Source organism: Paenibacillus sp. CAA11 (genome assembly GCF_003060825.1).
Classification (GTDB): Bacteria; Bacillota; Bacilli; order Paenibacillales; family Paenibacillaceae; genus Fontibacillus.
On sequence record NZ_CP028922.1, the window covers coordinates 4,135,925 to 4,146,970 of the forward strand.

The 11,046-nt window shown below is 46.3% G+C and carries 17 protein-coding genes; all 17 read right to left on the minus strand.

What is annotated here, in order from left to right; translation table 11 throughout:
* Positions 1-29: 29 nt before the first annotated feature.
* The 17 genes from rplN to DCC85_RS19560 all read right to left on the minus strand — a co-directional run bounded on the left by rplN (position 30) and on the right by DCC85_RS19560 (position 10,925).
* Positions 30-398: a 50S ribosomal protein L14 gene (gene rplN, locus DCC85_RS19480; protein WP_108467045.1), complete on the minus strand. Its 369-nt coding sequence runs from the start codon at positions 396-398 to the stop codon at positions 30-32.
* A gap of 35 nt (positions 399-433) precedes the next feature.
* Complete coding sequence (rpsQ, locus tag DCC85_RS19485) at positions 434-697, minus strand: 30S ribosomal protein S17 (RefSeq protein WP_108467046.1); 264 nt, start codon at positions 695-697, stop codon at positions 434-436.
* 51 nt (positions 698-748) lie between these two features.
* Positions 749-949: a 50S ribosomal protein L29 gene (gene rpmC / locus DCC85_RS19490; RefSeq protein ID WP_108467047.1), complete on the minus strand. Its 201-nt coding sequence runs from the start codon at positions 947-949 to the stop codon at positions 749-751.
* The gene (gene rplP, locus DCC85_RS19495) at positions 939-1,373 is read right to left on the minus strand and encodes a 50S ribosomal protein L16 (protein WP_108467048.1); all 435 of its coding nucleotides are present in this window, start codon (positions 1,371-1,373) and stop codon (positions 939-941) included. Before rplP ends, rpmC begins: the two co-directional genes overlap by 11 nt.
* 2 nt (positions 1,374-1,375) lie before the next feature.
* A complete protein-coding gene (gene rpsC / locus DCC85_RS19500; protein WP_108467049.1) occupies positions 1,376-2,044 on the minus strand; it encodes a 30S ribosomal protein S3 in 669 nt (222 codons plus the stop codon).
* 13 nt (positions 2,045-2,057) lie between these two features.
* Complete coding sequence (gene rplV, locus DCC85_RS19505) at positions 2,058-2,390, minus strand: 50S ribosomal protein L22 (protein ID WP_108467050.1); 333 nt, start codon at positions 2,388-2,390, stop codon at positions 2,058-2,060.
* Positions 2,391-2,424: 34 nt separating this feature from the next.
* A complete protein-coding gene (gene rpsS / locus DCC85_RS19510; RefSeq protein WP_108467051.1) occupies positions 2,425-2,703 on the minus strand; it encodes a 30S ribosomal protein S19 in 279 nt (92 codons plus the stop codon).
* A gap of 78 nt (positions 2,704-2,781) precedes the next feature.
* Positions 2,782-3,612 carry a 50S ribosomal protein L2 gene (gene rplB / locus DCC85_RS19515; protein ID WP_108467052.1) on the minus strand — a complete coding sequence of 277 codons (831 nt, stop codon included), beginning with the start codon at positions 3,610-3,612 and terminating at the stop codon, positions 2,782-2,784.
* A 29-nt stretch (positions 3,613-3,641) separates the two neighbouring features.
* Positions 3,642-3,932 (minus strand): 50S ribosomal protein L23, encoded by a 291-nt coding sequence (rplW, locus tag DCC85_RS19520; protein ID WP_108467053.1) that lies wholly within the window; start codon positions 3,930-3,932, stop codon positions 3,642-3,644.
* A complete protein-coding gene (rplD, locus tag DCC85_RS19525) occupies positions 3,932-4,555 on the minus strand; it encodes a 50S ribosomal protein L4 (protein ID WP_108467054.1) in 624 nt (207 codons plus the stop codon). The genes rplW and rplD overlap by 1 nt, the downstream gene beginning before the upstream one ends.
* Before the next feature lie 26 nt (positions 4,556-4,581).
* On the minus strand, positions 4,582-5,205 hold the full coding sequence (rplC, locus tag DCC85_RS19530; protein ID WP_108467055.1) for a 50S ribosomal protein L3: 624 nt from the start codon (positions 5,203-5,205) through the stop codon (positions 4,582-4,584).
* 44 nt (positions 5,206-5,249) lie between these two features.
* Positions 5,250-5,558 (minus strand): 30S ribosomal protein S10, encoded by a 309-nt coding sequence (gene rpsJ, locus DCC85_RS19535; protein ID WP_017692074.1) that lies wholly within the window; start codon positions 5,556-5,558, stop codon positions 5,250-5,252.
* A 637-nt stretch (positions 5,559-6,195) separates the two neighbouring features.
* A complete protein-coding gene (gene tuf, locus DCC85_RS19540) occupies positions 6,196-7,386 on the minus strand; it encodes an elongation factor Tu (protein ID WP_108467056.1) in 1,191 nt (396 codons plus the stop codon).
* A 90-nt stretch (positions 7,387-7,476) separates the two neighbouring features.
* Positions 7,477-9,555, minus strand: a complete 2,079-nt coding sequence (gene fusA, locus DCC85_RS19545) for an elongation factor G (protein ID WP_108467057.1) — start codon at positions 9,553-9,555, stop codon at positions 7,477-7,479.
* Between the two features lie 47 nt (positions 9,556-9,602).
* Entirely contained in the window at positions 9,603-10,073 is a 471-nt protein-coding gene (rpsG, locus tag DCC85_RS19550; RefSeq protein WP_091234482.1) for a 30S ribosomal protein S7, read from the minus strand.
* A gap of 40 nt (positions 10,074-10,113) precedes the next feature.
* Positions 10,114-10,536 (minus strand): 30S ribosomal protein S12, encoded by a 423-nt coding sequence (rpsL, locus tag DCC85_RS19555; RefSeq protein WP_108467058.1) that lies wholly within the window; start codon positions 10,534-10,536, stop codon positions 10,114-10,116.
* Between the two features lie 137 nt (positions 10,537-10,673).
* A complete protein-coding gene (locus DCC85_RS19560) occupies positions 10,674-10,925 on the minus strand; it encodes a ribosomal L7Ae/L30e/S12e/Gadd45 family protein (protein ID WP_108467059.1) in 252 nt (83 codons plus the stop codon).
* Positions 10,926-11,046: the final 121 nt, after the last annotated feature.

Sequence of the window (11,046 nt, forward strand, 5' to 3'; positions counted from 1 at the left end):
TGTATCAACCGATCTTAATGTTAAGTCTATTAGATAACTTCCGGAGCCAAGGAAACGATCTTCATGAAGTCCTTGTCGCGAAGTTCGCGAGCAACTGGTCCGAAAATACGAGTACCGCGTGGGCTCTTATCTTCTTTAACAACAACTGCTGCATTCTCATCAAATGCGATGTAAGAACCGTCTTTACGACGTACAGAACGCTTCGTACGAACAACAACAGCTTTTACTACATCACCTTTTTTGACAACGCCGCCTGGTGTTGCTTGTTTGACAGAACATACGATCAAATCACCGATATTAGCCGTGCGACGACCAGTACCACCCAGAACGCGAATACACATCAATTCCTTCGCTCCAGAGTTGTCAGCCACATGCAAGCGTGTAAATGGTTGAATCATTGAAATTTCCTCCTTTCGGTTAAGCTCCGTTGCAATTAGATAATTACCGCTTCTTCTACGACTTCAACAAGTCTCCAGCGCTTATCTTTGGAAAGCGGACGAGTTTCGGCGATTTTAACGATATCACCGATTTTCGCAGTGTTGTTCTCGTCGTGTGCTTTAAATTTCTTAGTAACCTTAATGCGTTTGTGGTACAGGCTGTGCTTTTTGTATGTTTCAACAGCTACCACGATGGTTTTATCCATTTTGTCGCTGACTACTTTACCAATTTGCACTTTACGGGCATTGCGTTCGCTCATGGTTGGCCTCCTTCCTGAGTTCAGGCGCTGCGCATCGCAGCATTGCTTTCATTAACTAGTGATCCCAAGTTCTCTTTCACGTAATACGGTTTTAGCACGAGCTATTTCTCTGCGCACGTCACGGATCCGAGTAGGGTTATCAAGCTGACCGGTAGCCAATTGAAAACGGAGGTTAAAGAGTTCCTCTTTAAATCCGGCAATCTTCTGTTCGATTTCAGCAGTGGTTAAGTTGCGAAGTTCATTAGCTTTCATTTGCTTCACCACCCAATTCTTCACGTTTCACAAACTTAGTTTTGATCGGCAGTTTGTGAGCAGCAAGGCGCATCGCTTCACGAGCAATTTCCTCAGATACTCCAGCAAGTTCGAACAGGATCTTGCCTGGTTTAACAACTGCGACCCATTTTTCTACGTTACCTTTACCGCTACCCATCCGGACTTCGAGAGGCTTCTGAGTAATCGGTTTGTCAGGGAAAATTTTAATCCATACTTTACCGCCACGTTTGATGTAACGAGTCATCGCAATACGCGCTGCTTCGATTTGACGGTTTGTGATCCAAGCTGGTTCAACGGCTTGCAGACCGAATTCACCAAAGTTCAGCTCAGTGCCGCCCTTTGCTTGGCCTCTCATACTACCGCGTTGTTGTTTGCGGTGTTTTACGCGTTTTGGTACCAACATGATTAGTTGCCTCCTTCCTGAGCAGCTTGTTGTTTCTTAGCCGTAGGAAGAACCTCTCCACGATAAATCCATACTTTTACGCCGATACGACCATATGTCGTATGAGCTTCAGCCGTTCCGTAGTCGATGTCGGCACGAAGGGTATGAAGTGGAACAGTTCCTTCACTGTAGCCTTCCGAACGTGCAATTTCAGCACCGCCAAGGCGACCGCTGACTGCAGTTTTGATTCCTTTAGCACCAGAACGCATTGTTCTTTGAATCGCTTGTTTCAGAGCGCGACGGAAAGATACACGACGTTCCAATTGTTGAGCAATGCTTTCTGCAACGAGAATAGCGTCCAGATCTGCTTGCTTAATTTCAGAGATATTGATGTGAACTTTCTTGCCGCCTGCAATCTTAGTGATTTCATTGCGCAGGTTCTCAACTTCAGAACCACCCTTACCGATAACCATACCTGGCTTAGCGGTGTGGATCGTCACGTTCACACGATTAGCCGCTCTCTCGATTTCAATACGAGATACAGCAGAATCCTTCAATTTGTTTTTCAGGTGTTCACGGATTTTTACGTCTTCCAGAAGAAGATCACCGAAATCCTTGCCTGCGTACCATTTTGATTCCCAATCACGGATAATACCTACCCGTAATCCGACCGGATTTACCTTTTGGCCCACACGTTTTCCCTCCTTATTTTTCGGATACCACCAAAGTGATGTGGCTGGTGCGTTTGTTGATCCGACTTGCACGTCCCATAGCCCGTGGACGGAAACGTTTCATTGTCGGTCCTTGGTTTACATAAGCTTCTGTAATAACCAATTTATTTACGTCCATAGAATAGTTATGCTCTGCGTTAGCGATCGCCGAGTTCAGAAGCTTCTCCACTACCGGAGATGCTGCCTTCGGAGTGTGACGGAGAATCGCGATAGCTTCACCCACTTGCTTACCGCGGATCAAGTCAACAACGAGTTGAGCTTTACGCGGAGCAATACGGATAGACCTTGCATGTGCTTTTGCTTCCAATTCTGTTACCTCCTCTCAAAAGAAGAACGTATAATTAACGTCTAGTTTTCTTGTCGTCGTCCGTATGTCCTTTGTACGTACGAGTTGGGGCGAATTCGCCCAGTTTGTGTCCGACCATGTCTTCCGTTACATATACCGGTACATGCTTGCGGCCGTCATAAACGCCGAATGTGTGTCCGATAAACTGTGGGAAAATCGTGGAGCGGCGGGACCAAGTTTTGATAACCGTCTTCTTGCCGGCCTCATTCACTTCTTCCACTTTCTTGAGCAGGTATCCATCAATAAATGGTCCCTTTTTCAAACTGCGACTCATAGGTTAAATCCTCCCTTCAAATCAGCCTGTCAGCCAATCTTCATCGATAGTTGCCGAGAAGTTATGCGTAAGAACGCATTACTTCGTGCGGCGACGAACAATATACTTATCAGATGCTTTGCCTTTTTTACGCGTTTTGTAACCAAGGGTTGGTTTGCCCCAAGGAGACAATGGCGACTTACGACCGATTGGAGCACGACCTTCACCACCACCGTGTGGGTGATCGTTAGGGTTCATTACTACCCCGCGCACTTCAGGACGTTGTCCAAGCCAGCGGCTGCGGCCTGCTTTACCGATCTTCACGAGCTCGTGATCTTCGTTACCTACAGAACCGATAGTCGCACGGCAAACTTTAAGAATTCTACGAACTTCGCCAGAAGACAAGCGAACTGTTACGTATTTATCTTCTTTACCGAGCAATTGAGCTTCAGTACCAGCAGCACGAACAAGTTGTCCACCTTTACCTGGTTGCAGCTCGATGTTGTGGATAACTGTACCTACTGGGATGTTTTCCAGTGGCATAGCGTTACCGATTTTGATATCGGAACCCGCGCCGGATACAACCTCGTCGCCTACTTTCAATCCTTTAGGAGCGATGATATAACGCTTCTCACCGTCAACATAATGGATCAGAGCGATGTTAGAAGTACGGTTTGGATCGTATTCAATCGTAGCAACGCGACCTGGAATGCCGTCTTTGTTACGTTTGAAGTCGATAATCCGGTATTTACGTTTGTGTCCGCCGCCATGGTGACGAACCGTAATTTTACCTTGGTTGTTACGGCCTGCAGTTTTGCTAAGTGGTGCAAGCAAGGATTTCTCCGGTACATTCGTAGTGATTTCTTCGAATGTAGATACGGACATACCGCGTCTAGCCGGGGATGTCGGTTTATACTTTTTAATTGGCACTGTGTTTCCCTCCTAACTTTGAGAAGTTATTATACCGATTCAAAGAACTCCAGCGGTTTGCTGTCAGCCGTCAGAGTTACGAACGCCTTCTTCCATTCCGGTCTGTAACCGAAGTGACGTCCATACCGTTTAGGCTTCGCAGGAACGCGCAAAGTGTTTACATTGCTTACTTTGACGTTAAAGATCGCTTCAATAGCCTGTTTAATTTCGGTCTTGTTAGCACGAATATCCACTTCGAAGACATATTTCATGTCACCCATGTATTCAGCCGTACGTTCCGTAATCACTGGACGTTTGATAATATCACGAGGATCTTTCATTACGCGAGCACCTCCTCTACCTTCTGAACTGCTTCTTTCGTAATGATCAGTTTGTCGTGCGTCAGCACGTCAAGAACATTAATGCCGTCAGCTGCTACAAATTTAACACCTGGGATGTTACGAGCAGAAAGTGCAACATTGTCATCATAGCTAGGAGCTACGATCAATGCTTTACGATCTACCTTCAGGTTGTTCAAAATTGCTGCAAATTCTTTCGTCTTAGGAGCGCTCAGTGTCAAAGCATCGAGTACGATGATTTCGTTGTCGAGAACCTTGGAAGACAGAGCGGATTTAATCGCAAGACGACGAACCTTCTTAGGCAGTTTGTATGCATAGCTGCGTGGAGTTGGTCCAAATACCACACCACCGCCAACCCATTGTGGAGAACGGATCGAACCTTGACGAGCGCGACCTGTACCTTTTTGTTTCCAAGGTTTACGTCCACCGCCACGTACTTCGGAGCGTCCTTTTACTTTGTGGGTGCCTTGACGCAGGGAAGCGCGCTGCATAACAACAGCATCATGAAGGACATGTACATTCGGAGTGATTCCGAACACTGCATCATTCAATTCCACTTCGCCTACTTGGCTGCCACTTACATTATAAAGTGATACTTTTGGCATTTCTTGTTCCTCCTTTCTTCAGCAGATTATTTCTTCACCGATTCTTGAATTTTCACAAAGCTGTTCTTAGGGCCTGGGATAGATCCTTTTACGAGCAGTACGTTACGTTCTGCATCTACACGAACAACTTCCAAACGTTGAATGGTAACCGTCTCATGACCCATATGTCCTGGCAGGCGCTTGCCTTTAGGAACGCGGTTCGCTTGGATAGAACCCATGGAACCTGGTCTGCGATGGTAACGGGAGCCGTGCGCCATTGGTCCGCGGCTTTGTCCCCAACGTTTGATAACACCTGCAAAACCTTTACCTTTAGAAATACCAGTTACGTCAACAAATTCGCCTTCAGCGAAAAGATCAGCTTTAACTTCTTGGCCAACCTCATAACCCGCCAAATCAACACCGCGAATTTCACGAACGTAGCGCTTAGGTGCAGTATTAGCCTTCTTGGCATGCCCTGCTTCTGGTTTGTTCGCTCTCTTCTCTTTCTTATCGGAGAAACCGAGCTGTACCGCTTCGTACCCATCGTTCTCAACGTCTTTCTTTTGAAGAACAACATTGGGTCCTGCTTCGATAACTGTTACTGGAACAACGTTACCTTCTGGGGTAAACACTTGAGTCATTCCGAGTTTTTTTCCTAAGATACCTTTCATGTTGACACCTCTTTTCTTTTCCTCATCATGTTACTGCACTTGACTTACAGTTTAATTTCGATATCTACACCGGACGGCAGGTCCAAGCGCATCAAGGCATCCACAGTTTGTGGAGTCGGATTAACAATATCGATCAGACGCTTATGCGTACGTTGTTCGAATTGTTCCCGAGAATCCTTGTACTTGTGTACCGCGCGGAGAATTGTAATGATTTGTTTCTCAGTTGGAAGCGGAATCGGACCGGATACACCAGCACCGGAACGCTTTGCAGTCTCAACGATTTTCTCTGCGGATTGATCAAGAATTCTGTGGTCGTAAGCTTTCAAACGAATACGAATTTTTTGCTTTGCCATTTTAGTCCCTCCTTCTATCGCCCAATTTGGTATCGGACATACTCCGTGAAAATTTTCTAACATACCTCCCATGGCAAAGGGGCCGGGTGTGTCAGTAACCTCTCACATCATCGCAACGTCACAGAACAACATTCATTATTATATAGAATAGTTAGGCGTTATGCAAGTGAAAATGTATATTTTTTTTGTGAGTCGATTTTCTACATATATATAGCAAAAACAGTTTCCTATCAAAGGCCTTCAATAAGGGCTCTCTGATCTATAATGCAGCTTTCATTAAAAACAAACTATACACCTTATGACATTCCAGTGTTAGTTCTTCACAGTATTATTCATTTTAACCTAATCTTGTGGATATCTACATGAATTGCGAATTACTTATTCACAAGTTACATTGCCTTTTCTCTTTAAACAAGTGGCTTAATCAACATTTTACTAAAAGCTACTGTGAGTATCTGTATAAGTCTGGGTATATGTGTCTAACTCACTCTGTTTACCTGTCCCTGCCACATAAATATCCACAACAAAAAAGGTCCGCCCCCGTAGAGACGAACCTTTTAAGTCTTTCGTTTACGACACACTGTTACTCGTTCCAGTACACTGTTGCTTTATATGAAATAAGACTTGTTCTGTCTTATTACTTGATGATAGTTGCTACGGAACCTGCACCAACTGTGCGTCCGCCTTCACGAATGGAGAACTTAGTTCCTTCTTCAATCGCGATTGGGGAGATCAGTTGAACAGTAACCGTGATGTTATCACCAGGCATTACCATTTCGCTGCCTTCTGGCAGGTTGATGATACCAGTTACGTCAGTTGTACGGAAGTAGAACTGAGGACGGTATCCAGTGAAGAAAGGCTTATGACGTCCACCTTCTTCTTTAGTCAGAACGTAGATTTGAGCCGTGAATTCTGTATGTGGGTTAACAGAACCTGGCTTGGACAATACTTGTCCACGCTCGATTTGTGTACGATCGATACCGCGAAGCAACGCACCGATGTTGTCACCAGCTTGAGCGGAGTCCAGCAATTTGCGGAACATTTCCACACCGGTAACTACGGATTTCTTAGTTTCTTCTTCGATACCTACGATTTCAACTTCGTCACCAACTTTAACAGTACCACGTTCTACACGACCTGTAGCAACGGTACCGCGGCCAGTGATGGAGAATACGTCCTCGACAGGCATAAGGAAAGGCTTGTCAGTTTCGCGTTCTGGCAATGGAATGTAAGTGTCGATCGTTTCGAACATTTCAACGATTTTCTTAGCCCATTCGCCATCAGGGTTTTGCAGAGCTTCACGAGCAGAACCGCGAGTGATTGGAGTGTCATCACCTGGGAACTCGTATTCGTTCAGCAAGTCGCGAACTTCCATTTCAACCAGTTCCAGAAGTTCTTCGTCTTCAACCATGTCGCACTTGTTCAAGAATACAACGATGTAAGGAACGCCTACTTGGCGGGACAACAGGATGTGTTCGCGAGTTTGTGGCATTGGGCCGTCAGCTGCGGATACAACCAGGATAGCGCCGTCCATTTGAGCCGCGCCAGTGATCATGTTTTTAACATAGTCGGCGTGACCTGGGCAGTCAACGTGTGCATAGTGACGGTTAGGAGTTTCGTATTCTACGTGTGCAGTAGAGATTGTGATACCGCGTTCGCGCTCTTCTGGAGCTTTGTCGATTTGATCGAATGCTACAGCAGCACCGCCGTAAGTTTTGGACAATACAGTAGTGATCGCAGCAGTCAGAGTTGTTTTACCATGGTCGACGTGACCGATAGTACCGATGTTAACGTGCGGTTTAGTACGTTCATATTTAGCCTTAGCCATTTTAAACATTTCCTCCTCAAATATGGATTATTATGTTGAGCTGATCAGAGTCATTGTGAAGTCACATGGGACTCCGACCAGAAGTAAAAATTATTCTCCGCCTTTGCTCTTGGATGCAATTTCTTCAGCAATGCTTCTAGGCACTTCTTCATAGTGAGAGAGAACCATAGAGAACACGCCGCGTCCTTGCGTACCGGAGCGAAGCGTTGTGGAGTAACCGAACATTTCAGAGAGAGGCACTTTCGCACGAATAATTTGAGCGCCTGCGCGGGAATCCATACCTTCGATACGGCCGCGGCGGGAGTTCAGCATACCCATAACGTCACCCATGTACTCTTCAGGGACAGTTACTTCAACTTTCATGATTGGCTCAAGCAATGTTGGTTGACACTTGTCTTTAGCTGCTTTAAGCGCCATGGAACCGGCAATCTTAAACGCCATTTCACTGGAGTCAACGTCATGGTATGAACCGTCTACGATTGTGGCTTTAACGTCAACAACTGGGAACCCAGCGATGACACCATTCTTCATAGCTTCTTCAATACCCTGTTGTGCAGGACCAATAAATTCTCTAGGCACGGAACCACCGACGATCTTGCTGTCGAACTGGTTGCCAGTACCTGGCTCAAGAGGTTCGAACTCAACCCATACGTGACCGTATTGACCACGACCACCGGACTGACGAACGAATTTACCTTCGACGCGTCCTGCTGCCTTGAAGGTTTCACGGTAAGCAACCTGTGGTTTACCCACATTGGTGTCTACCTTGAACTCACGACGCATACGGTCGATGATGATGTCCAGATGAAGTTCACCCATACCTGCCAAAATGGTTTGGCCGGTTTCTTCGTTCGTATGTGCACGAAGAGTAGGATCTTCCTCTGTCAATTTACCGAGAGCAACACCCATCTTATCTTGGTCTGCTTTCGTCTTAGGTTCAACAGCGATCTCGATAACTGGCTCTGGGAAGTCCATGGATTCCAGAATTACTGGACTCTTCTCATCACACAGTGTATCACCTGTTCCTGTATCTTTCAAACCTACAGCTGCCGCGATGTCACCAGCGTATACTTCGCTGATCTCTTGACGGCTGTTAGCGTGCATCTGAAGGATACGTCCGATCCGCTCGCGTTTGCCTTTCGTTGCATTCAGCACATAAGAACCGGATTGAAGAATACCGGAGTATACGCGGAAGAACGTCAGCTTACCAACGTAAGGGTCGGTCATGATTTTAAATGCCAGAGCGGAGAATGGCTCTTCGTCAGAAGAATGACGAACCGTCTCAGTTCCGTCTTCAAGGGTACCCTCGATTGCAGGAACGTCGAGTGGGGATGGCAAGTAATCAATTACAGCATCCAGCATCAGCTGAACGCCTTTGTTGCGGTAAGAAGAACCGCAGATTACTGGGAAGATCTTAACTTCTACAACACCCTTACGGAGAGCTGCTTTCAGTTCTTCAACGGTGATTTCCTCGCCTTCGAGGTATTTCATCGTCAATTCTTCATCCAGTTCTGCAACTTTCTCTACCAGTTCCATACGAAGTTCTGCAACTTGATCTTTGAACTCTGCTGGAACTTCTACAACTTCGATGTCTTGTCCCAAGTCATCTTTGTACATGTAAGCTTTCTCTTCGACAATGTCGATAATACCAACAAAGTCATTCTCTGCACCGATTGGCAGTTGAATTGCAACTGCGTTCGCTTGCAGACGCTCACGCATGTCTTTGACAACGTTCAGGTAGTCGGCACCGATAATATCCATTTTGTTAACATATGCGATCCGAGGTACGCCATAGCGGTCAGCCTGTCTCCATACAGTCTCAGACTGCGGCTCTACGCCTTCCTTCGCACTGAAAACGCCTACGGCCCCGTCCAATACACGCAGGGAACGTTCTACTTCTACAGTGAAGTCAACGTGCCCCGGAGTATCAATGATATTGACGCGGTGACCCTTCCATTGAGCGGTTGTTGCAGCAGACGTGATCGTAATCCCGCGCTCCTGCTCTTGCTCCATCCAGTCCATCGTTGCCGCACCTTCGTGAACTTCACCGATTTTGTGCGTACGGCCTGTGTAGAACAAGATCCGTTCAGTGGTAGTTGTCTTACCGGCGTCAATATGCGCCATGATACCGATGTTACGTGTATTTTTCAAGGAGAACTCTCTTGCCATGAATGTGTCTCCCTTCAAAATTGAAGTTAATGGTTATGACCTTAATCCTACCAGCGGTAGTGAGCAAACGCTTTGTTCGCTTCAGCCATTTTGTGTGTGTCTTCGCGTTTCTTCACGGAAGCGCCTGTGTTATTGGAAGCATCGATGATCTCTGCTGCCAAACGCTCTTCCATGGTCTTCTCTCCGCGGTTGCGGGAGTAGTTCACGAGCCAACGTAATCCAAGGGATGTACGTCTTTCTGGCTTAACTTCGATCGGCACTTGGTAGTTTGCACCACCAACACGACGAGCCTTAACCTCGAGAACCGGCATGATATTCTTAATAGCTGCTTCAAAAACTTCCATTGGATCATTGCCCGTACGTTCTTGAATAAGGTTGAACGCATTGTACAGGATGCTTTGAGCAACTCCGCGTTTACCGTCGAGCATGATGCGGTTGATCAAACGGGTAACAAGCTTGCTGTTATACACCGGATCTGGCAACACGTCTCTCTTTGTAACTGGACCTTTGCGTGGCATGGATATCCCCCTTTCAGAAATGATTCATCATTAATTTATCTTAAGACTTCTTCGCTTTAGGACGCTTAGCACCGTATTTAGAACGAGCTTGCATACGGTTGTTAACTCCAGCCGTATCCAAAGCGCCGCGAACGATGTGATAACGTACACCTGGAAGGTCTTTTACACGACCGCCGCGAATCAATACGACGCTGTGCTCTTGCAGGTTGTGTCCGATACCCGGAATGTAAGCAGTCACCTCTACACGGTTCGTCAGACGAACACGGGCATACTTACGAAGCGCGGAGTTCGGCTTCTTAGGAGTCATAGTACCCACACGAGTACATACCCCACGTTTTTGAGGAGCGCTCAAATCAGTAGCCTCACGTTTCAGGGCATTAAACCCCTTTTGCAATGCTGGCGATTTGGACTTCTCTACTTTAGCTTGACGACCTTTACGCACCAATTGGTTAATAGTTGGCATGTTGTTGCCACCCCCTTCCTCAATTCTTCATGTTTCTTTACAAACCATTCTTTAAGCCCACAGACCCAGGCGGTTCATAAAAGAACAAAGGAAAAGTCCTTGCCTCGGTTATCCCTAGCAAAAACATTTTCAATCCATTATTGTCTTACAATCGCAGCCATCGCAGCTCCTACTTCAATGCCGCATGCCTTGCCTAGTTCAACCATTGTATCGACATAGGTGATCTTGACAGACGCTTCATTGCAAAGCGCTATGATCTTCGATGTAATTCGACTGTCTGCATCTTGAGCCACATAAACCTCATCGGCCAATCCTAGCTCGACAGCTCTTACCGTCTGCTTGGTGCCGATCTTGACATGAGCATCCTGTAGTCCTTTATCATTAGACAAGTTTATCCCTCCAAAGAAGAACAGGTTATGCCGCACTCACGCACTTTGCTATATTAGCACTAGTTCTAGGCATTGTCAAGAAAGATTCTTTATATTTTTCTCAAGTAGAAAACAATGGCGC

Coding starts and splice junctions, on each gene's coding strand:
- rplN (WP_108467045.1), bottom strand. CDS start 398: ATGATTCAACCATTTACACGCTTGCATGTGGCTGACAACTCTGGAGCG.
- rpsQ (WP_108467046.1), bottom strand. CDS start 697: ATGAGCGAACGCAATGCCCGTAAAGTGCAAATTGGTAAAGTAGTCAGC.
- rpmC (WP_108467047.1), bottom strand. CDS start 949: ATGAAAGCTAATGAACTTCGCAACTTAACCACTGCTGAAATCGAACAG.
- rplP (WP_108467048.1), bottom strand. CDS start 1,373: ATGTTGGTACCAAAACGCGTAAAACACCGCAAACAACAACGCGGTAGT.
- rpsS (WP_108467051.1), bottom strand. CDS start 2,703: ATGAGTCGCAGTTTGAAAAAGGGACCATTTATTGATGGATACCTGCTC.
- rplW (WP_108467053.1), bottom strand. CDS start 3,932: ATGAAAGATCCTCGTGATATTATCAAACGTCCAGTGATTACGGAACGT.
- rplD (WP_108467054.1), bottom strand. CDS start 4,555: ATGCCAAAAGTATCACTTTATAATGTAAGTGGCAGCCAAGTAGGCGAA.
- rplC (WP_108467055.1), bottom strand. CDS start 5,205: ATGAAAGGTATCTTAGGAAAAAAACTCGGAATGACTCAAGTGTTTACC.
- rpsJ (WP_017692074.1), bottom strand. CDS start 5,558: ATGGCAAAGCAAAAAATTCGTATTCGTTTGAAAGCTTACGACCACAGA.
- tuf (WP_108467056.1), bottom strand. CDS start 7,386: ATGGCTAAGGCTAAATATGAACGTACTAAACCGCACGTTAACATCGGT.
- fusA (WP_108467057.1), bottom strand. CDS start 9,555: ATGGCAAGAGAGTTCTCCTTGAAAAATACACGTAACATCGGTATCATG.
- rpsG (WP_091234482.1), bottom strand. CDS start 10,073: ATGCCACGCAAAGGTCCAGTTACAAAGAGAGACGTGTTGCCAGATCCG.
- rpsL (WP_108467058.1), bottom strand. CDS start 10,536: ATGCCAACTATTAACCAATTGGTGCGTAAAGGTCGTCAAGCTAAAGTA.